This window comes from Heyndrickxia shackletonii, from assembly GCF_001420715.1.
GTDB classification, from domain to species: domain Bacteria; phylum Bacillota; class Bacilli; order Bacillales; family Bacillaceae_C; genus Margalitia; species Margalitia shackletonii.
In genome coordinates, this window is sequence record NZ_LJJC01000006.1 from 672,155 (window position 1) to 692,971 (window position 20,817).

General features: G+C 37.2%; 21 protein-coding genes and 1 pseudogene. 19 read left to right on the forward strand and 3 right to left on the reverse strand.

What is annotated here, in order from left to right; genetic code table 11:
* From AN964_RS21445 to AN964_RS26805, 8 genes are all read left to right on the forward strand, one after another.
* Positions 1–243: transposase (locus AN964_RS21445; RefSeq protein ID WP_200915637.1), on the forward strand; the 243-nt coding region annotated here is incomplete at its 5' end.
* A gap of 711 nt (positions 244–954) precedes the next feature.
* The gene (locus AN964_RS21455) at positions 955–1,374 is read left to right on the forward strand and encodes a GNAT family N-acetyltransferase (RefSeq protein ID WP_055741829.1); all 420 of its coding nucleotides are present in this window, start codon (positions 955–957) and stop codon (positions 1,372–1,374) included.
* Positions 1,375–1,407: 33 nt separating this feature from the next.
* The gene (locus AN964_RS21460) at positions 1,408–1,974 is read left to right on the forward strand and encodes a GNAT family N-acetyltransferase (RefSeq protein WP_055741830.1); all 567 of its coding nucleotides are present in this window, start codon (positions 1,408–1,410) and stop codon (positions 1,972–1,974) included.
* 310 nt (positions 1,975–2,284) lie between these two features.
* A complete protein-coding gene (locus AN964_RS21465; RefSeq protein ID WP_055741831.1) occupies positions 2,285–2,728 on the forward strand; it encodes a hypothetical protein in 444 nt (147 codons plus the stop codon).
* Positions 2,729–2,808: 80 nt separating this feature from the next.
* Positions 2,809–3,642: an alpha/beta fold hydrolase gene (locus AN964_RS21470; protein ID WP_055741832.1), complete on the forward strand. Its 834-nt coding sequence runs from the start codon at positions 2,809–2,811 to the stop codon at positions 3,640–3,642.
* Between the two features lie 757 nt (positions 3,643–4,399).
* Positions 4,400–4,702, forward strand: coding sequence for a hypothetical protein (locus AN964_RS21475; RefSeq protein ID WP_055741833.1), 303 nt, complete (start codon positions 4,400–4,402; stop codon positions 4,700–4,702).
* A 76-nt stretch (positions 4,703–4,778) separates the two neighbouring features.
* Positions 4,779–6,608 carry a glutamine--fructose-6-phosphate transaminase (isomerizing) gene (gene glmS, locus AN964_RS21480; protein ID WP_055741834.1) on the forward strand — a complete coding sequence of 610 codons (1,830 nt, stop codon included), beginning with the start codon at positions 4,779–4,781 and terminating at the stop codon, positions 6,606–6,608.
* Between the two features lie 566 nt (positions 6,609–7,174).
* Positions 7,175–7,348 carry a hypothetical protein gene (locus AN964_RS26805; RefSeq protein WP_163258647.1) on the forward strand — a complete coding sequence of 58 codons (174 nt, stop codon included), beginning with the start codon at positions 7,175–7,177 and terminating at the stop codon, positions 7,346–7,348.
* A 942-nt stretch (positions 7,349–8,290) separates the two neighbouring features.
* On the opposite strand, the gene pbp4b is transcribed toward AN964_RS26805, so the two are convergent.
* Positions 8,291–10,987 (reverse strand): penicillin binding protein PBP4B, encoded by a 2,697-nt coding sequence (gene pbp4b, locus AN964_RS21485; RefSeq protein WP_055741835.1) that lies wholly within the window; start codon positions 10,985–10,987, stop codon positions 8,291–8,293.
* A 592-nt stretch (positions 10,988–11,579) separates the two neighbouring features.
* On the opposite strand from pbp4b, the gene AN964_RS21490 reads away from it, so the two are divergent.
* The 3 genes from AN964_RS21490 to AN964_RS21500 all read left to right on the forward strand — a co-directional run bounded on the left by AN964_RS21490 (position 11,580) and on the right by AN964_RS21500 (position 13,012).
* Positions 11,580–11,840, forward strand: a complete 261-nt coding sequence (locus tag AN964_RS21490) for a hypothetical protein (RefSeq protein ID WP_200915638.1) — start codon at positions 11,580–11,582, stop codon at positions 11,838–11,840.
* 33 nt (positions 11,841–11,873) lie between these two features.
* The gene (locus tag AN964_RS21495; RefSeq protein ID WP_055741836.1) at positions 11,874–12,167 is read left to right on the forward strand and encodes a MazG-like family protein; all 294 of its coding nucleotides are present in this window, start codon (positions 11,874–11,876) and stop codon (positions 12,165–12,167) included.
* A gap of 377 nt (positions 12,168–12,544) precedes the next feature.
* A complete protein-coding gene (locus tag AN964_RS21500) occupies positions 12,545–13,012 on the forward strand; it encodes a hypothetical protein (RefSeq protein ID WP_055741837.1) in 468 nt (155 codons plus the stop codon).
* A gap of 108 nt (positions 13,013–13,120) precedes the next feature.
* Here the strand turns inward: AN964_RS21500 and AN964_RS21505 are convergent, their stop codons facing one another.
* Positions 13,121–13,444: a MazG nucleotide pyrophosphohydrolase domain-containing protein gene (locus tag AN964_RS21505; RefSeq protein WP_055741838.1), complete on the reverse strand. Its 324-nt coding sequence runs from the start codon at positions 13,442–13,444 to the stop codon at positions 13,121–13,123.
* Between the two features lie 83 nt (positions 13,445–13,527).
* On the opposite strand from AN964_RS21505, the pseudogene AN964_RS21510 reads away from it, so the two are divergent.
* From AN964_RS21510 to AN964_RS26810, 7 genes and pseudogenes are all read left to right on the forward strand, one after another.
* Positions 13,528–13,881: pseudogene (locus AN964_RS21510) on the forward strand (LOG family protein); the annotation flags it as partial.
* A gap of 376 nt (positions 13,882–14,257) precedes the next feature.
* Positions 14,258–15,022, forward strand: coding sequence for a phosphotransferase (locus AN964_RS21515; RefSeq protein ID WP_163258643.1), 765 nt, complete (start codon positions 14,258–14,260; stop codon positions 15,020–15,022).
* 383 nt (positions 15,023–15,405) lie between these two features.
* Positions 15,406–15,564, forward strand: coding sequence for a hypothetical protein (locus AN964_RS26525; RefSeq protein WP_161809300.1), 159 nt, complete (start codon positions 15,406–15,408; stop codon positions 15,562–15,564).
* Between the two features lie 266 nt (positions 15,565–15,830).
* Positions 15,831–16,397, forward strand: coding sequence for a dihydrofolate reductase family protein (locus AN964_RS21520; RefSeq protein ID WP_055741840.1), 567 nt, complete (start codon positions 15,831–15,833; stop codon positions 16,395–16,397).
* A 371-nt stretch (positions 16,398–16,768) separates the two neighbouring features.
* Positions 16,769–17,287, forward strand: a complete 519-nt coding sequence (locus AN964_RS21525; RefSeq protein ID WP_055741841.1) for a GNAT family N-acetyltransferase — start codon at positions 16,769–16,771, stop codon at positions 17,285–17,287.
* A 149-nt stretch (positions 17,288–17,436) separates the two neighbouring features.
* Positions 17,437–17,904: a helix-hairpin-helix domain-containing protein gene (locus AN964_RS21530; RefSeq protein ID WP_055741842.1), complete on the forward strand. Its 468-nt coding sequence runs from the start codon at positions 17,437–17,439 to the stop codon at positions 17,902–17,904.
* 152 nt (positions 17,905–18,056) lie between these two features.
* Positions 18,057–18,197: a hypothetical protein gene (locus AN964_RS26810; RefSeq protein ID WP_163258620.1), complete on the forward strand. Its 141-nt coding sequence runs from the start codon at positions 18,057–18,059 to the stop codon at positions 18,195–18,197.
* 246 nt (positions 18,198–18,443) lie between these two features.
* On the opposite strand, the gene AN964_RS21535 is transcribed toward AN964_RS26810, so the two are convergent.
* Positions 18,444–19,667 (reverse strand): MFS transporter, encoded by a 1,224-nt coding sequence (locus AN964_RS21535; protein ID WP_055741843.1) that lies wholly within the window; start codon positions 19,665–19,667, stop codon positions 18,444–18,446.
* A gap of 164 nt (positions 19,668–19,831) precedes the next feature.
* Here AN964_RS21535 and AN964_RS21540 point away from each other — a divergent pair, with 164 nt between their 5' ends.
* Entirely contained in the window at positions 19,832–20,728 is an 897-nt protein-coding gene (locus AN964_RS21540) for a LysR family transcriptional regulator (protein ID WP_055741900.1), read from the forward strand.
* Positions 20,729–20,817: the final 89 nt, after the last annotated feature.

Genomic DNA, 20,817 nt, shown 5'->3' on the forward strand with positions numbered 1-20,817 from the left:
TTAGACAGTGGTTTTGAAGATGCAATCCAGTTTCTTGCACACCCGGTTGAGTATCATATAAGTTTACGTACAACCAACATGCTAGAACGATTAAACCAAGAGGTCCGTAGAAGAGAAAGAGTCATTCGTATTTTTACCAATGATCAGTCTGCCATAAGGATTATTGGCTCAGTATTGATGGATATTAATGAAGAATGGACGTCAAAGGATTACCCATATTTAAAAAAATCAAAAGATAATTAACTCTATCATACAGAGTGTAAAAGCCTAATTTCGAATTGACTTTGAGCCTCCAGTAGGCATGATAAAAAGCCAGGAAGCCAGGAGTTTACAACACCTGGTTTACCCTCCAGGCTATCATGCCCACCCCTCAAAGTAAATTCGAAATAATATAGTTCATTACACAAGTTGAATTAACTCGAAAATATTGTTAACACTTTTACACAATTAAATGGACTTGACTACATTGAGGCGGAAAAACTTGGTTGAGATGACCTTCATAAGCGGGATGAAGGACATTGAGGCGGAAAAACTTGGTCGAGATGACCTTCATGAGTGGGATGAAGGACATTGAGGCGGAAAAACTTGGTTGAGATGACCTTCATAAGCGAGATGAAGGACAATGAGGCGAAAAAATTATGTCGAGCATTAGAGGGAGTCAAAAGGCCAAGTCACGAGGAAAAAAGAAGCAGGATGTCCTTTAGAGGAAATAAAAAGGACAAACCACGTGTAAAAAAGAAACAGGATGTCCTTTACAGGGAATCTCAAGGAAAATTCACAAGGAAAAAAGAAGGGTATCCATAATAAACTAAACAACAAGACGTAGAAAAAAATACCTTTAACTGTCCGTAACAAAAAGAGGAAAGACGAGAAATGTGATTCCTACATGCATTTCAAATGAAAATAAGCAAAAGGAAAATTGACAAGATTATTAAAGTTAAGGTGTGGAGAAATATGGGGTATATTTTAAAAAACGGTGAAACGATTAGCTTCCGGCCATATGAAGAAGAAGATTTTCCATATATCCATCAATTAAACATGCAAGAGCAATGGAATAATCTTGTTGAAAAAAAGGAAGATACAATGCAGGCTTGGAGTAAATCAAATGTGAAGTTTGTTGCCTGTATTAATAACCAAATCATAGGTTATATTAGGGGAATCACGGATGAACACATCACTTTATATGTTTGTGAACTATTGATAACCAAGAAATACCAGGGGTTTGGAATAGGTACCAGCTTATTGAGATATGTTCATCAACATTATCCAAAAACTCGTATTGATCTGCTGGCTTCGAAAACTTCAGTTACATACTATGAAAATATCAAGTTTAGAAGCTTTTTTGGTTTCAGAAAAACTTTCAGAGAGTGGTAAGCTGCAGAATTTCGTATATTAGGTGGGATACTATTGAAAAAAATAAAGTTAGTTCCACATAAAGTAGAGTACGCGGAACAAATGTCTCAATTGTCTTCAGCGTCTCAAGTGAAAGAAGCTCTCGGATTAAGTGATAAACAGACATCACTTGTAGGAACTATTGATTTTATACGATTCATACAAGATGAAGAAAAGAGCGGCAAGCAATATTCCAGAGTAATTATGAATGAAGATGAGAAGTTAATTGGGGTTATCACCCTAAAGGAACTAGATTCCGAGAAGAAAACAAGCCATATTGGAACTTGGATTGGCAGCCCGTATTGGGGACAAGGTTATAATCAATTGGTAAAAGCCGAGATGCTTTATATTGCATTTCATCATTTAGGCCTTGAATATGTTTTTGCAGGAGCCAGAAAAGTAAATATTCGCTCCCAAAAAGCACAAATAAAGCTACCGTATATGAGTATTGGTGTAGAGAAAGAGTTTCCGAAAGAACATAGAAAATTAGAGAACCAAGAAGGGGTACCATGTGTATTAAATGTTGTAAGGAAAAATCATTTTATAGATTGGTATGAAAATTTCTACTCAACATTGTTTTAAGAAAAAAACTCCCCCATCTCTATTGATTTCAAGGAGATGGGGGAATTTTATTCGTAAGCCACTCTAATATTCAACTCCATTCTTACCCGTAGTACTTCACCCCCATTTCCATAAAAAATAATAGCAGCAGAATTTCTAAAAATAATTGTAGATGTTTTTAGCGTATTTAAACTATTTATAGTGTGAAATGGATAATTATGTTAAAGTAAAGATGAGTTCTGAATCGATTATTTTGGAAAATTAGAAGGTACTCAACATTAAGTGAGCTTTCATTTAGGTATTTTTTAAACGGAAAGGGGAAAAGGGAAGAATGCGAGAAACCAGTAATCTTAAACTAAATGTTTATTTACTGCTTGCAATCATACCGTTGTCCGCACTGGGATATTATTTTGCTGTTCAAAAAGAAGAGCTTTTTTTCTTGTATGAATGGTTGCTTGCTGCGTTGGTTATTGTTTCAGTACTATTATCCATTAAAAATATTGTATCTATCAAAAATGAACAAAAGTGGATTGCTGTTTCTATATTAGCTTTTTTACTCCAATTTTCCGTATTTGGATTATTTTTAGGACCGCTAACACATTTTTGGGTGATTTATCTGTACTATGTTGTTGCAGTCCTTTCCGTTGCTATTTTTATCATAACGATGGGGAAAAGCAAAAGACTTAAGATGGTTCCGATCGTTTTTACAATATTAACAGCTCTTTTTACATTCTATATGCTGTTTTTAAATGCAATGTGGGGAAATGGATTTTGAGTTTTAACTGACATACGTTCAATAGGCGCATTTTCCTGTCTCTTGCAGCAATATGGAGAATGAAAGGAGTTTTTTTTCTCATGTGGATTCAACGATATATTGAAACGGACAGAGGAATATTTGAGATTTTTGTAAAAGGTGAGGGTGAACCGATGGCCGTCACCCATCTTTATAGTGCTTTTAATGAGCGGGGGAACACATTTGCAAATCCTTTTACAAAACTATATAAAGTTTACCTAATTAATCTTAAGGGAGCAGGTAACTCCGTAAAAGCAAATAATAATCATGAATACAGTATGGAAGAATCCATTCGAGATTTAGAGGCTATTCGTGACGCGATTGGGCTGGATCAATGGGCATTCGCAGGCCATTCTGCAGGAGGAATGCTTGCATTAAAATATGCTATTATTTGTCCTCAATCTTTAACAAAAATTATTGCTGGCGGAGCAGCGTCCAGCTATGAATACGGTGCAGACCCGGATTCCATTTACTGTTCTAAAAATCCAAATTTCAATCACATAGTAGAAATTATGGACCAATTAAATGATCCAGCAACACCGATTGAAATGCGAAGAAAACTTAGTTATGAATGGGCTTTAATGTCATTTTACTCAGAGGAAAAGCTAAAGGACGCGTTGAAAAAGCCAAACAGCGGAAAAACTGTTGGAGAACGGTTAATTTATTTTAGAAAAGTAGAGTATCCCACATTTGATATAAGAGAAGAGTTGAAACATGTAACTGTACCCAGCTATATCTATTCGGGAAAATATGACTCTCAATGTCCAATGAAATACGGTATCGAAATAGCAGAGTTAATGCCAAATGCGTCTTTTACTATTTTTGAAGAAAGTAATCATAACCCCTTTTCGGAGGAAGAAGAGAAATTTCAGGAATTTGTAAAGAGTACTTGTTAAGAGTGTATAGATGAAGGGAATTTTCTTGCTTTTTCAATAGACATATGAAAGAAATGTAAAAGCTATTCCAATCCATTTACATGGAAGGAATTATATAAATTGTTTCTATTAGATGTAATAATTACGGTGCAGTTCATATTGTAAATATCTCTTCAAGATTAATTCTCGGATGGAACACACTTATCCCTCTAATCATCTTTATTATTAAATTTGTATGGAATGTTACCACAAAAGGCTTAATCTATCTTTTGTACGATTCTTGATTTTATCCTTTTACGCTAAATAAAAATTCCACTTTGATCGATAATAAAGAAAAACTGAATAAATGGGATGATGTCCCTGAATAGCTGATGCGGTCTTTCTCAATATAAGATCGTTTTTTTTTGTATGAAAAAGCAGATTGCTAACATAAGAATGTAAAAATATTGAAACCATTCTTATTCAATATCGTAAAAAAGGGGAGTGTGTAATGAAGACCCCTTTGTCGTTTGGAAAGGTTATGTTTACGAAATTAGTGATGAATTGTAAAAGAAGCGGATGAAGAAATAGTTAAGGTAACAAAGTATTCTGATCAGGAAGGAACATACAACGGAAATTTCTCCAATAAATATAAAAAGGGAACGAAGTATTATTCGATTAAAGGGATAGGTACGGGTGAAGCTATTGCCATTCAAGACAGGATGGCTGGTTTCGAAAAGCCATCAGAGATGGAAAATATGGTGAGAAATAATGGATAAAAAATTTGGGGAGTGTTGAAATGTTGGAAGACACTGCAAGAGAATTGAGAAATATTAGAATCACACTTGTGATTTTGACAATTATTCTTCTGTTTTCGGGTGGAGAACGTACAGTACATGTTGATAATTTAAATGGCTCTGAGCAAATATTTCCTCATTTTTCCTATAGTAATATGGTAGATTTAGGAGATGGAAACTTTGGGGTATTAACTGGTGATGCTACCTCTAGTGGGAGTGAAATGGTGAAAGTCTATTATTATGACAAAAAGGAAAATAAAATTATTTTCAAAACAGAGGCGTCATTGGATGAGTTGCAGCAATAATTTATTTATTGCCATCAGGTTCGGGGAATATGTTATCCTATATAATAAATTTACCATCTGAATTTGAGGTGAGACAATGAGTGGAATCGTTGGTTACATAGGGAAATCTTCAGCAGAGTCCATTCTTTTAGACTGTTTGACTCATTTAGATTATCGAGGCTACGATTCTGCAGGTATAGCCATTTCTAATCAGGAAAAAATTGAGATCAGAAAAGAGATTGGCAGGATTGAAGATTTAAAAACATTGCTGGAAATGGAGCCTATTACAGGAGGCAATATTGGAATTGGTCATACAAGATGGGCCTCACATGGATCGCCAACCATCTCCAATGCCCATCCTTTAAGTGATGATCAATCTCAGTTTTATGTAGTGCATAATGGAATTATTGAAAATTATCGGCAATTGAAAAATGAGTTAATCACAAAGGGTCATGTATTTTGTACAGATACCGATACAGAAGTAATCCCGCATCTGCTTGTACAACATGATACCGGGAATTTTGAAGAAACAGTCCGAAAAGTATTACCTTTGTTAAAGGGCTCCTTTGCACTTGCGATTATGTCTAAACATCAACCTGATACAATTATTGGGATATCCCAGGAAAATCCATTAATCATCGGATTTGGACAGAACGAAGCATTTTTATCCTCCGATATTTCGGCGCTGCTTTCCTATGCGAAAGAAATATATCCTATCAAAAATGGAGAAATAGCCATTTTAAAAGCAAATGAAATCAAAGTGCAAACCATTGAGGGAGAAACCATAAAACCTGAAAAAAGAATCATCGAATGGACGGAAGATGATTTTAGCCTCCAAGGGTATGAGCATTATATGCTGAAGGAAATTATGGAACAGCCCAAGGCGATAAAAAATACGTTGGAGGGGCGGCTGACGGAAAACGGAGTGAATATTCCGGAACTGGAGCCTTTTTTAAAGGAAAGTTTTGAGTATCGAAAAATTGATATCGTAGCGAATGGAACTTCTTATCATTCAGGCATGATTGGAAAAAAAGTGATGGAAACGTTGCTGGACATTCCTGTTGAAGTTTCTATTTCATCTGAATTTCGCTATGAGCATGGACCCCTCAGTGAAAAAAATTTGGTTATCGTCATCAGTCAGTCCGGTGAAACAGCTGATACATTGTCTGCTTTAAGAGAAGCAAAACAATATGGCTGCAAGACGATAGCAATAACAAATAAAAGGCGAGGCAATATCGCTCGCAAAGCGGACTATACGATATGTACGAATGCCGGACCAGAACTAGCCGTTCCAGCCACAAAAGCATATACAACGCAGATAACCGCTTTATACCTTTTAGCCATTGCCTTAACGGAGAAAACAAAAGGTCATGGGCTAGACAGAATCCCGGAAATGTTGAAAGAATTGCACCAGCTACCGGAAGAAGTGGAAAAAACGCTTATCATGACACAGGATGCTATAGACCAATTTGCACAGGTGACAGAGGATCAATACCGTCTATTTTTAATTGGACGCGGACTTGATTATGTTCTCGCATTAGAAGGGGCGCTTAAGCTTCAAGAAGTCGCCTATTTACATGCCGATGCCTATGCAGCGGGAGAGATGAAACACGGAACGATGGCATTGATTACTCCGGGTGTTCCTGTGATTGCACTTTCCACCCAAAAGCATCTTCGCGATAAAACCATCAGCAACATAAAGGAAATCAAAGCCCGTGATGCCTTTGTAGTTGGCGTCACAACTATTGGGGATGATGATGTCAGTGAAATCGTCGACGAAGTGATGTATATACCTGAGGTTCATCCGTTCTTGATGCCAATCATTGCTGCCATACCTCTTCAATTATTGGCATATTATGCAGGAACTGTTCGTGGATATAACGTGGATAGACCAAGGAATTTGGCTAAAAGTTTGACAGTGGAGTGAGTGTTCATTCCGCTGTTTTTTTATTGTATTTTAATAAAAAGATTGGTCATTTAAAACAAAGTTCGATTTTTAAAATAAATATTAATTAGTATTAATAAAGTTTGATTAAAATTTTTCCTTTGACGAATGGGACCTCATTAATTTATTACCGCACGCACCAGAAGACAAATATGATTCGGAAATTAGTGACAAGGTTTATACCGATTGTTATATCTGTTGAATAACTAGCACAAGGAATACATAGGGTATTTGTAAATGGTTTGGAGCAGAATATTCGGATGAAAGTTGTAATCCTGTTGCTCCAAAAATTGGGACTTTATTATTAAACTAAAAGGGCCATTTAATTGAAGAAAAGTTTACGATTCCACAGCTATTATTAATGGTATAATTCCGTATATAAAAAAAGGCTGTATTCGCCGTTATTGTTGTTTATTTAATAGTAGTCTTTTTTTAGATTCACTCAACATGTTCGAATTCACACAAATAGTACAGAGCGCAACAAAGTTTACGCAGATATCCGAAAAACACAACCAAAAATCATTTTAATTTACCATCAGAGGTTATCAATGAAGTTATATACACTTAAAAAGCAATTCAATGGATATAAAAAAGGAACACAATTTTACTTGATTGCCGAATCAGAATTTATAGGAGTAAAAGAGTTTGTATTGAGAACGAAAGATTTAAAGAAAAGTATATCGGTCAACGAAAGTGAACTTCTTAAGTATTTTTACGAATAAATGCGAAGTAAATAGGAGGAATATCCAGGAGTGAAAAAATTGTAAAAGAAAAGGTAATATACATAGTACGAACATTTTTGCCATAAGTAACTAGATTTTTTTCAACCATAAGAAACGATTTAATGGATTAGAAAGTAGAATTGGGTCTCCATTTAGAGCCAAGTTAAGATTAAAAGACCGACAAACGCATACTAAGGGGTTCTTTTCTGGGGGACAAAGAACTAAAATAACATATGAAATCACAATAAATTTGCAAAGAAAAAAATGCATTTTTTATAAAAATCGCAGTTTTTTTACGTTATTTATCAACTGTTTACCGTGTGATTATTAAACACCAACTACTCGGAAAAGCTGAATAGTTCAACCCTAAAATAGGTTGAATATCTGGTAGGCTCTCTTATAACTAAAATGTTGATTTTACCGTGTTTGAAAAATAAACGGATAAATTCCATTTAAATTTGGAAATACTCCTATTTCCTTAAAAATAAGGGAGGTTTTCCGTTTATCTTATCGAAATCCTTAGATTTTGTCCCATTTAGGGCAGTTAATCGGAATATTTCCGCTTATATCTACTTCTTAAGCATCCCTTATATACAATAGCCGGAAAATCTCCGCCTATCAATTCTCATACCTTAACGAAAATCAACAATGAAAAATAATAGAGACTCTGATATAAAAAATGAACATAAAATCAGTAATCAAAATCGTAGAAAAATAGCATTGTACAACAGTTAATGTACAAGGTTAATTCAATGCTAAATCGGGTACGATTTTAATAATAAATTGCTTAGCATTAACAAAAACACCTACTCAAACAATACGAGTAAGTGTACGATTTACTTATTTTGTCCCCTTCAAGAGAGCCCGTTAAACGCATACAGTGTATCTACTAACGAAAAAAAATAAACCGCTGCGGCCTACCGAGCGGTTAATTATTACCTATTAATCCATCAATGCATCTATTAAAATATCAATCTCATTGCTCAATGCCCGCTTTGCCTCGGCCGTAATCTGATCAGCTAATCCTTGATTCTCAAGATGTTTCAAGAAATCCTTCGCACTCTTGATGGCCTGCGCACGGTGCCCTTTCCTGTATTGATCTTGTGACTGCTTCAAACTGTTGGTCAGCTGGACTTCTAATGAGCCATTCAAATCCCCTGTAGACGAATATTTTTCAATCAATTGGCCAATTGCATCGTAAACTTCCGGAACTGATACAGTCGTTGCCTCAGCAGGAGTGGAAGGTGCCGATTCACCGACACTATTGATGGATGTAACTTTATAAAAATATTTAGTTCCAGGTTGCAGGCCTGTGTCACTGAAAGAATTTGCCGTAACCGGAGAAACATTTATTTTCTCATAGGAGCCATCCGACGAAGTGGAACGGTAGACATTGTAGCTGTCCGCCCCATTAACGCTATTCCAATTCAAGTCGATTGTCCTTGTGCCGGTTCCTTTTGCTGACACCGAAGCTGGGGCATCAGGGCTGTATTGCAGTTTTTCATCATTTAAAGCATTGTAAACAAGTCCGGAAATCGGTGCTAAATCGGCGATCGGATAATTCGAACCGGCAAAACCGTTCGGCGGGCTGACAACCGGTGAGTGCCTTAAATTGGTCAGGATGGTGATCGTCATATGATAAACCGGATCAATAACCGTCAACGTTCCGGTCCAGCCTTGGTGGCCATACGTACTGCGGCTCGGCCCCCAGTTAAAATAATAGTAGGCCGAGGAGCTCTTTGAATGAACACGCCATCCCAAGCCAATCGTGGACGAATCGACTTTTTTCGGATCGGGATCATATGGAGTTGTAAATTCGTCAGCCACTTCTTTCGTGAAAAATTGTGTTCCATTATAAATTCCGCCGTTAAGCATCAGCTGCGTCAATACGCCCATGTCGCCAACTGTGGAGAAGAGCCCGGCATGACCGGATACCCCGCCCATCGAATAAAAAGCCTTCTCATCGTGGACTTCCCCCTGCAGTGTATATTTGCGGATATTCACTGGAGTACCGTCCTCCATTTGTCCGAAGCTGATATTGCCATCCCTCGTGTTGCCGTTTAATTCTGTTGCGGCAATCTGCGATTTGGCAAAGCCTTTTTGGAGCGGATTGAAAACAGTGTGAGTTAAACCGAGTTTTTTGTAAATATTTTTTTCAACATACTGATCCAATGGCATTCCAGTAATCTGCTCAACCAACAAGCCTAGAATCATAAAGTCGACATCGCTGTAAGCAAAAGTGGTCCGTGGTGTGTACATCAGCGGGGTTTTGCAAATGATGTCAATGATTCCGGCACGGTTCGTCGGGTCATTGTTTTGATACCAAAGGGCTCCGGCAGAAGTTTTATTCGGGTATTCCGGGTCGGGAATCAATCCGCCGTAGTGGTGCAGAATATCCCGGATGGTGACCGTTTCTTTTCCAGTGCGCGGCGTTTTGTTGAGTCCGCCGGGTCCGCCAAGTGTCCACTTTCCGGTATAGACCGTGTAGCTGTCGCGATAATTTTCCCAACCTGGGAATGAACAAAGCGGCTGATCCAAATCAAGCTTGCCTTCAGAGACTAATTGCTGAATCGCATAGTTGGTTGCATACATTTTCGTATTCGAAGCTAAATCGTATAATGAGTTGACCGTTGCCGGTTCCCATTCCGATCGCGGCAGCAGCTGCGCCGGTTGATATTGCCCGTCTACAAGCGGTGTATCGTACTTTTTCAAATAACCATATGCCGATTCTTTGACAATTTTTCCGTCCTTCACGACGATGACGGCTGCAGATGGAAAGCCATCCTGAACCTGCTTGTTAATATAGTCATCAATTTTCGCCAGCTTTTCCGAGGAAAAACCAACTTCTTCCGGAGTTTTGGCATAGGATAATTGGTCATAGGCAACGTCTTGCTGCTTCATCAAAAACACCTGCCCATCCTTCGCGAGTGAGCCTACCTGAAACAATCTTTCAATGTAGCCAACTGACAAATAGTAGTTGCCGTTTTGCTTGAACCCGTCGACATCGTTAAAAACTAGTTCCGTGTATTCGTTCAGCATATTGCTTGTCACATTGGAGCCGATTCGGTTAGTATTCACGTTGATTTCAAAATAATCGCGGTCATGGTAAATCGTTAAAATGTCGGCGGTTCCAACTGCTGCCCCATCAAATTTATACGTATTCTTTCCGTATTTATACGTCAGATTTAAAAGATCTTTTAAATCCTCTACGGCTGCATAGGCCTTATTGTCTTTCTTCAGAATGATGGAGGGATCAATCAGCTGCGGTTCATTGTATACACGAGGGTCGCCGTCAAGTAACCAGATTTCGGCTGTGCCGTTCTTCAGTCTTACATACCGTTTATCTTTCGGAAATTTGCTGTCTTCTTTTGCCACAAGGCCTATGTAAGCATTGTCACGGGTGTCGGGGAAAGTAAAGGTCATTTTGAGTCCATAGTCATCCGTTGTTTTTTCGGAAACGGTTCCTGTAGCAGTGGACTCTAAAGGAAACGCTTCCAAATTTCCTTTATAAATGCCGGTCTTGTTGTGGTAGTGAACAATCAGTCGCGTGCTGGTCTTGGCAAAACTTGTGGCCGCGGGGAGCATGGACAACAGCAAAACAATAATGGTGAGCAGTGAAAAATAGCCTTTCCTTTTCAACTAGCATTCCTCCTCTGAAAATATTTAAAGCATATGGTTTAATTTTACGAAACATAATTTTAAAAATAAAGAAAAAATTCCGAAATTAAATTTCAAATGCTTATAAAATATTGATATATAAAGGTTTTTTCAGTTGAGAATATTTTTGAAGGAGGTTAACGGAAAAATAGCGGATTTGTCATGTTAAAATAAGGAATAATCAAGACACGTAACTATAAGCTGGAAAAATTTCTGTTTGTCACAGTAGCCTTCAACAAAGAAAAATTAAAAAAGAAACTGCAAGGGAAGACGATTCTGATTATGGGTGCGACATGAAGGAAAAGTTGTTAGCCGTGAAAGCCGAATTCGAAAGGCTGAGGACCACATTGAGCATCTTTCGAGAGGACCATAGAAACCGGGAGGATCTCGAGGCATTATTGCGCTTTATCCATCAAACTTCCCAATCATTGTTCACATATTTAAATCTGTTGTTTAGTTTGTTCTTAAAGGGGCAGCATTCCTGAATAATCCCTGGGTTGATTTTTGTTCAGAAATTGGGCTAATTAATGGGGGAATCCTTACCTAGATTAAAATAAAGGAGGAGAATAATCTGTTGACTTTTTTGTTGTTTATTTTGGTTGTGCCAATCTTTGTCTTATTACATGAACTAGGTCATGTAATTGGTGCCGTATCTACTTCAAAAGCTGACATACATATTTATTTAGGTCAGTTTAGTGAGGATAATAAAGAAAACTTCAAACTTGGAAGGCTTCATTTTCATATTCAATGGTCATTCATAGGTTATGCTTATTGGGGAGAAAGTTTAGATAAACGACAGAGAGTAATTGCACTTGCTGGTGGACCCTTAAAATAACATCGGAAATAATCAAAGAAAGAGGAAGAAATCTTGGAACAGCTGCTAAAAGAAATTAAGATACTCAGTGAAAAAGAACCAAAAACGTTAGAGCAAATGGCATTAAAGCTATCAGAGGAAGTTGGCGAAACCTCTCAAGCTGTATTATCATACATAAAAGCTAGTGGAAGTGAGTACAAACAATTAGGAATCGGAGATGTAAAAGAAGAATGTATTGATGTTATTTTAGTAGCATTAGCTATGTTTTACAAATTGTCCGAGAACGATAAGGAATTACACGAGTTAATTAGTAAAAAGTTGGATAAGTGGGAAAGCAAAATCAGTTAGCGAATTTCGTTCGTTTAGTAAAAAATGGAGTAATACAGGTAGAAAATGATCAATCTTTTTTATAAAAATCTCATAATTATTTAAAAAGAGTAACTCCATTTTGATCAATCTTTTTTCAAAATGGAGTTTTGGAGTTGCCGTTAGATAAGAATTGAGGGATATTTTTTTAATCAATCTTTATTCCAAAGCCACGCACAGAGATAAATGGGGGGGAATAGAGCCAGATTTTATTGCTGACAACCTATTTATTAGAAGCTGTTGAATGGATTATAAATAAGAGTAAAGAATAATTTTTTTGAACTAATGGGGGCTTCCTATAAGGATTTTAAATTCAATTGGTAATTAACAAATAAAAAGAAATGTTAAGGTGAAAATTAATGGCATTAATTCATGATTTTTATTTAGTACCGAAAGACGTAATGCTGAACAAGGATATAGTAAGTTACATGGATTCTATAAAAGAGTCCGCAGTAGGGAATGTCAAAATACATGATGACCTTATTCTGTATATGAATGATACGCTAAAATGGGTACCATCAAAATGCACGCCCTTTACAAAACGATTTAATGAAATGGGTCTAGATTATTACGCTATGACAATTCTTGATGAAGACTCTACAACTACTTTAAAAGACGTACTTCTTGGATGGAGAATGATATTTGCAAGTGCTCCAAAAGAAATAACTTTGACAGGAATGTATATTTTAAGTGATGATCAAGAAGATGGAGAGTATGAGAAAAATATTTTTGATAAAGATGAAGTTCTTGAACAATTAGATGCTTTAATCGCTTTTATTATTGAAGTCGAAAAACATGGTCATAAAATTTATCATTTAGGGATTTAGATATTAAAAAAATAACTTATCTCTTCTTCAACTGACGAGCTAAAGGGGCAGTTTAGCACAAGAAAAAAGTAAAATTCTAAAATGCTAAAGAAAAGCCCCTTTAAAACCTTACTTTGATGTTGTATAACGTTTGACTAATTTGTCACGATGCGACTGAAAGATGTCTTCAAGAGCAATATCATATTTGTTAGCAATCACAATAAGGTTTCCTAAAACATCCCCAAGTTCCTCTACTAATTCTTGTTTTTGTTGTGCTAATGTTCCATTATTTTCATCTGGTCTATCTCTACCAATTTCAAGAGCTCTAATTGCTCTAGCGACTTCTCCTGTTTCCTCGGCTAAAAAACCAATTCGAATAAAAATGTCTAATTCGGACCATCCTCTTTTTTCATAATATGACCTTACCCATTCTTGAAACTCATTAACATTCAATGATATTTACCTCCCTCGACTATAGCCCTTTTAGCTTATCAGGAAAACCTCTGTAATGAAAATGATAGATTTTAAAAGAGTGAGAAATTCATCACCAACATTTAATAGAACTATATATCGTAGATACAATGGATGAAAGAAAAGCCAAAATGGCAGATTTAGCAGATGGATTTATTGCATTACCAGGAGGTTCGGGAACATTGGAAGAGTTTTTTGAAATCTTTACATGGTCTCAAATTGGTTTGCACTAAAAGCCATGTGGGCTTCTTAACATTAATGAATATTATAAACCTCTTGTTTAATTGCTTGACCATATGGTTGAGCACCAATTTTTGCAGGAAAAATATCGTTCCATGGCAATATTAGATTCAAACCCTAAAGCGTTAATTGATAAATTTTTTACATATGAGCGACCTACTGTAAAGACTTACCTTTAATAAAGAGGATAAATTTAGTGGTTTCAGGAAAAACGCTATATTTTAGTTATTCCATAAAAAGGTGCTTTTCTTTAGTAACAAGGCGTCTTTTTTTTATGCCCCTACACATTAAGGGATTAGATTTTACAAAGGTAAAAAGGATTATGAAGAACTTGAACAAAAGGGTACATTAGCTGAACAAGGAATTTTACACACACTTAAAGAATACACCAATAGGAAAAGGCTGGTCGGTTACTTGTACAGTATTAAGAAGGGGATGAATGGAATTGTTTGATTTAAGCAGAGTTTCCAATTGCTATCCAATTAGTCCGGTTATTGAGGTTAAGGAAATACCTCCAATGCTAAAATGGTAGTCACAGTAGATGGAAAATATATTTTGAGAAAGCTAAAAGATAGCACACAAGCGATCACTGAATTTTTAATATCAAAAGCACTATTAAAACAGAACATTTCTCCGAAAATCTTGTTAAGTAATAAAAAACAACCTTATATTAAAAATAATGAAGATGTATATAATCTACAGATCTATGTTGAAAACGATAAGGATAAAAGCAAAGAAATCAATTTTTATAATTTAGGCCAAACAATATCTCTTTTTCATTCTAAAACCAAGAGTATTACAGGTATTTACGAGCAAAATGACCGTTTTTCGTTGGATAAGATGTGGATGGATCTCTTTCAAATGAAGGAATTCAATAAATTAGAATATAAAAGTCAATTAGTAACCTTGATAGAGAAATGTATAGATTACAATTTTAAAAACAACTGCTATATACATGGAGACTTAGGTGTTTGGAATCTTTTATTTAATCATAGCCAAATTTATATTATTGACTTTGGTGAAGTAAGAAAAGGGAATAACCATTTTGACATGAGTGCAGTTATTTCATCAACTATTGACTGGAATAAAGATGAAAATGAGTTAATTACATCTTTAACCGATTTTAGGAACGGATATATATCAAATTTTGACACATTTAATTGGAAAATTCTTAAAGAAAACTTTACCTTATGGTTTACAAGAGGGATTATTGCTTTATTTAATAACCAGGGGATTAATGACCGAACAAGTAGCTATGTAAAGTTAACTATGAAAAGAAAAGATAAACTGGAAAGAATAATAAACACTAATTTTCTTTAAGATTGTCTCTAAAATAAAACTTTGTGAAATTATGTACTTAAAGGGTGCAAGAGTTAAAAATCCAGCTGCCAATTTGGTGGCTTTTTCTTATTCGACAAACGGGGCAGATTAGTTGAACAAAGATTATCGAACACTGAAACTTTTTGAAAAATATTCCGTACAAATAAATAGGATCCATTTTTGGTAAATATTATTTATATAGTTGATACATTTAATTACTTTATTACCATAGATAATTTATGTGTCTTCATATACTAAAAAGCAATTTGATAGAAACAGGAGATAGCAATAAAAAAGATAGGAATTAGTTCAAATCGTTTGCTTAATCTGCATTAAACAAACGAAATTTAATGTTCTGGCAAAAATTGATCATGGAGGGGCATATGAAAAAAATATATAGGGTATTTTTCTCTGGGCTAATAGCAGCTATACTAACAACCATTTTAAATCTATTAACAGATGATAAAACCATTATTTTTATTGGTAATTTCATCATTGTATTTTTATCTGTTATGTTTTTTGCTCAACCAAAAAGGCCTTGAAAATTATTTACTCTATAAGTTTGTGAATTGCTGTACTTAAAGTAACGGGTACGTTAATCCAAGAAGGGTTAATGCCTATTTTTGTTGGAATTTTTATTGAACAAAAGGGGCAGAATTACGCAACATTGTTTTCTTCGAAAAATTCAGACTTCCACTTGAGCCTTACATAACGTAATGATTTATAATGAACGTAACAGCAGGATGAAACGCAGCCAACGGCCAAATAAATCGAACAAAGTAAATTCGAAATCTGAGGAGAAACGGACATGAGAAAACTCGTATTGTTCATGCATGTATCGCTGGACGGGTATGCGTCGGACTCGAACGGAGGACTCGATTGGATTCCGTACAACGAGGAATTAGAGAAATACGCCGAGGAGGTCGTAGCCGATGTCGGAGCTCCCGTTTACGGACGGACGACGTATCGCATGATGGAGAGCTACTGGCCAACTCAGCTGGACAATCCGAATGCGTCAAGGCACGATATGGAGCATGCCAAATGGCTGCAGGATGTTAAGAAAATCGTCATTTCCGGCACAATGGACAAGGTGGAATGGAACAATACGATGCTGATCAAGGACAATATCGCAGAGGAAATCAAGGTACTCAAAGAGCAGCCCGGCAAAAATCTCGTTATCTTCGGCAGCCCGGGAGCGGCGAAGACGCTTCTTAAGCTCGGCCTGATCGACGAATTCCTGCTTACAATTTGTCCAGTCGTCCTAGGCGGCGGAAAATCGGTATTCGACGGCAGCGAGAAAATCAGGCTCAAGCTACTGTCCAGTCGAACACTCAAGTCGGGCATTATCACGGCCCGCTATGAGTTGGAGAAATAGCCATACAAGGTGTTCCGCTAATGGAGAACGATAGATTAATAAACCGCCCTTAATGGGTAGGTTATATTTTGGCTGAAAATCAACATTGAGAATTAACAAAGCCTTGTAATAAAATAATAAGTTTTGCAACTAACGGAGGCATTCCTTTTATAAGGAATGTTCTTTTCTTATTGAAGAAAAGGGGAAGGATAGTGACAAAGAAAAGAAGGAGTTTGTAGTAAAAAAGATGAATATATTTTAGAATAATTAGATTGAGAGGAATTTTGAGGTACTCTTTAATTGGCTTTATCGTGATATTAATTTTTCTTATCTTATTACAAGTGCAACTCAACAAAGGTACCAACAATACTATTTGAAATGAGGGGACAGATTTGATAATTAGACAAATGGAACCCCAAGAGTTACCGATTGTCGCAAAAATCTATGTAGATAGTATGAAGGCAACCCATCAGGGGATTGTGTCAGAAAAGTTTATGGAGTCAATATCGAACGAAAGTACAGTTGAAAGATTCAAGGGGATTTTGGAAAATAGCAATCTTCAATCATTTTGTTATGTAGCTGTAAGACAAGATGAAATTATAGGATTTTCAATGGGCTCCATACCTGATCATGCACCTCAAGGGTATCATGGTGAGTTAAACACGCTTTATATTTCACCTCATTATCAACGTACTGGTATGGGAAAAAAGTTGTTAAATGCCGTTACTAATCACTTTAAACAGAATGGAATAAGGTCGATGTTTTTAGGAGTCTTTAAGGGCAACTCTTCCGCAAGAAAGTTTTATGAGTCTGTTGGGGGTATCAAAATTGGTGAATTCCTTGATGAGCGTCTTAGTAAAATTAACGGACATGATCTAGTCATAGCCTTCTATGGATGGAGGCGTATATAATTTTATGACTATTCCATATTTAGAATGTATAGCGTCAATCCATCTTCTCAATAGATTTCAGGAGAGATGAAGTTAAAAGTTTTCTGAGGATGCTGGATTAGTAGAGGGTGTTTTAGAAGCTCGAAAAACGTGTTGGAAAGGTGAAGCCTATGCCGAATTCTTCTCCCAAACTTCCTTTAACCGAGGAAGAAAGAGCCAAATTAAGAACTTGTAAAATTAAATTAAACGATATTTCGCATATTAGTACATTGGAACTTTCTCAATGCTTGGGAATATCCAGTGATAGATCCAAATATCTGCGGGCTTTAGCTATATTTCAAACGGTTCCCTCGATTGGCCCAAAAGTTGCCCAACGTATAGTAGATTTAGGTTACTATTCGCTTGAAGAAATAAAGAACATGGATGGTTCTGATCTCATTAATTGTTGGGAAGAGAAGTGTGGATACTGGGAAGATCCCTGTTTAGAAGATGCTTTTCGTTGCGTGGTCCATCATGCCAATAATCCAGAAAGTAATAAATGTTGGTTTGATTTTACAGAAGCACGAAAAGAATATCGCCAGCAATTCGTGTACCCTGATACAAGACCTAAACTTGCCTGGCATGAAGTTAAGAACTAAGTTGCTTATTTCATAAACTTGTGCTCATGTTTAAGATCCAGCTGCCAATTTGGTGGCTTTTTTATTCGATTAAAGGGTCAGGTTACTGGAAGAAGGATATTGAAAAACAATATTGAATATTTATGGAAATTACCCTATTTGGAGGAAACACAGTGATAACCAATGCTGAAATAATAGACCAGCCTTTTTCGGGACAGTACAAGGAGAGAATATACGACGTTACGAGTCCATGGAATTCTCAAGATTGGACTTGGGTAAAATTTGAAGACGAGGTTCAACAATCGCCTATTTAACGGAATAATAAATAAGATAATGCTTGCGGAAACTGTTGTCTGTTTGCAAGCCATTTTTATTGTCACATATTTTTTGAAAACCGGTTTTATGAAAAATGCCATCCTTCAATTGGTTTTAAGCCAGGAAAATCCGCGTCTTCCATCATATAGAAGACGCAACATTAAAACCTTGTTTATTCATAACCGGCCCATTTATTTAGGATGAGGATACAACATACCCTATTAGTGGATTTAATATACGTATTTTCACTCCTTTTGAAGTCGTGTGCGAACAAAAAGTGATGCAGAAACGGCTACCACAGACAGGATTACTGCGAAGGCAGTTGCGCCGATTGTCAGACCCATGACATCGATAAGGTAGCCCGTGCAAACGGGTAAGATAGCGGCTGGGATATAGCCGCCAATGTTGAGTACTGCGTTCGCTTCTGCCCTGCGATGTTCTGGGACATGAAGGCTAATTAGCGTCAGACCCCCGAGTTGTCCGAGGCCTTGACCAGCACCGGCTAGAACGGCGGAGATCACAATCAGCGAGGCAACAGAGGCATTGATGGCCACCGCAACACTGATCATAGACAGGATAATGGCAGAAGCACCGGTCAGGAAAATTGTTCGGACGTGTAGTTTCTTGACCGCGAACTGTACGCCTGTTGCCGTCAGGAACATGATACAGGCCATGCCTCCCGCGATAAGAGGGCTGGTGACGTGTAGAAGCTTTGCCAGAAGCGAGGGACCAAGCGATAATACGAAGGATGTAGCTGTAATGCCAGGTGCGAAAATGGCGATTCCGAATGCTAGGTCCAGTTGATTTACTTTGGGTACACTTGGCAAGTGCAGACGCCAGTTGTTCTGTTGACGGGAGTGAATACGTCTCTTTGGTAGTGTTCCTGCAACGACAAAAGCAGTCGCCAATACAGCAAGTTCGACTGCAAAGATTGGAACCACCGGTTGTGACAGTGCCACAGCCAAGACCCCCGCTAGCAGCGGTCCGAGACCCGCGCCCAGTACCATGGCTACAGATGCAGCAAGCGAAGCCAACTGTCTCCGATTGGGAATTCCGACATCCACGACCGACGCCATGCCCGCTGAGACGATTACGCCGACAGCAATGCCTGATAGAAAACGGGCAGTGAGAAGAACTGTCACGGAGGACGCAGTAGCGAACAATAGGCAAGCAAGAACGGCTGCAGTCAGACCCGGGAACAGTACTGTTTTACGTCCGAACCGGTCAGAGAGCTGGCCGGCGAAAAGAAGCGTCAGGAGAAGTCCCACGATATAAGCCGCAAAGACCAGAGTAAGCGTCCCGTTAGAAAAGCCTATATTTCGCTGCCAGTAAACATAGAGCGGGGTAGCAGAATTCGAAAGCATGAAGACTGCCGTTACCATCCAGGCGGTTGCCCATATCCTCCAGGAACGAGGTGATCGGACTGTAGACGACTTTGAAAGGGCGGTTTCTTTAGCGTGGATACTCATAAAACATTTCCTCCTTCATAGTTAAAAGTGTCCATCCTTGGAATCAAGAATGAGTTATTGCTGATGAATTTTCTTCTGAGGCATTGACTGATGGTTGATATTATATGGTATATTTTTGTATAACTGAAATACATTTTTTGAATAGGGGAGATAACTTATTGGTTATGGGTATAAACGTAAACAATCTCAGAATATTTATGGAAGTGGCAGAGAAAATGAATATTACAGAAGCTTCCAAAGCATTGTTTATTTCGCAGCCGGCAGTTAGCAAGGCGGTTAAAAATCTAGAAACATCGTTGAATATCAAATTGTTTATTCGGGATAAACACAATGGATTACTGCTCACCGATGTGGGGAAAGAAATTCTGGTACTTGCCAGGCAGATGAAGGTGATCGAAAACAAAATATACCAAATTGCTAGCCGGGAGAATAAACTTCTAAGTGGTAAGGTAAAAGTGGGGTCATTTCCTGCAGCATCAACGAATCTACTGCCGGAAACAATCGCCTTATTCAGGTCAAAATATCCGCTCGTTAGTATAGAACTATTCGAAGGAACCTCAAATCAAATCAAAGAATGGGTAAAGGATCGAACGGTTGATATGGGGATCGTTACGTCCCCCTTTGATAACTATGAATATAAAATTTTAATCCATGATTACATGGTCGCAATCATTTCGGAACATCATCCATCAATGAATAAAAAGAAAATTGATTTTGAGGAATATCAGAATGAAATTATATTTTGTAAAGGAGGACATGAGACCGTTATATCTACCATACTTCAAGAACACAATATTGCGTTTAAAGAGAACTTGACCGTCCAAACTGCCGATACTTTAATAAATATGGTTAAAAAGAACTTGGGCATAGGCATTATTTCGAATTTTACACTATCTTCTGTTTCTCACAATCTCACCATAAAAGATATTCATCCAAAGATAAACCGAGTTATTGGTATCATTACACACTCCTTTGATGAAGTCACACCTGCAACAAAAGAATTCATTCAAGTCATGAGTCAATTGAGCAAAGACAATGAAGGGCTCACCGGTAAACGTTAATTTACAAGGCTAAGAGGATAATTCATGTTTGTTCCACTCTATTGGGCGGCATAGTGGTGCATAAAAGAATAAAATTAAAATCTAGTATC

Excerpts from the sequence above, each read along its gene's own strand:
- AN964_RS21455 (WP_055741829.1), top strand. The coding sequence starts at position 955 with ATGGGGTATATTTTAAAAAACGGTGAAACGATTAGCTTCCGGCCATAT.
- AN964_RS21465 (WP_055741831.1), top strand. The coding sequence starts at position 2,285 with ATGCGAGAAACCAGTAATCTTAAACTAAATGTTTATTTACTGCTTGCA.
- AN964_RS21470 (WP_055741832.1), top strand. The coding sequence starts at position 2,809 with ATGTGGATTCAACGATATATTGAAACGGACAGAGGAATATTTGAGATT.
- AN964_RS21475 (WP_055741833.1), top strand. The coding sequence starts at position 4,400 with ATGTTGGAAGACACTGCAAGAGAATTGAGAAATATTAGAATCACACTT.
- glmS (WP_055741834.1), top strand. The coding sequence starts at position 4,779 with ATGAGTGGAATCGTTGGTTACATAGGGAAATCTTCAGCAGAGTCCATT.
- AN964_RS26805 (WP_163258647.1), top strand. The coding sequence starts at position 7,175 with ATGAAGTTATATACACTTAAAAAGCAATTCAATGGATATAAAAAAGGA.
- AN964_RS21500 (WP_055741837.1), top strand. The coding sequence starts at position 12,545 with ATGGCATTAATTCATGATTTTTATTTAGTACCGAAAGACGTAATGCTG.
- AN964_RS26525 (WP_161809300.1), top strand. The coding sequence starts at position 15,406 with ATGAAAAAAATATATAGGGTATTTTTCTCTGGGCTAATAGCAGCTATA.
- AN964_RS21520 (WP_055741840.1), top strand. The coding sequence starts at position 15,831 with ATGAGAAAACTCGTATTGTTCATGCATGTATCGCTGGACGGGTATGCG.
- AN964_RS21530 (WP_055741842.1), top strand. The coding sequence starts at position 17,437 with ATGCCGAATTCTTCTCCCAAACTTCCTTTAACCGAGGAAGAAAGAGCC.
- AN964_RS21535 (WP_055741843.1), bottom strand. The coding sequence starts at position 19,667 with ATGAGTATCCACGCTAAAGAAACCGCCCTTTCAAAGTCGTCTACAGTC.
- AN964_RS21540 (WP_055741900.1), top strand. The coding sequence starts at position 19,832 with ATGGGTATAAACGTAAACAATCTCAGAATATTTATGGAAGTGGCAGAG.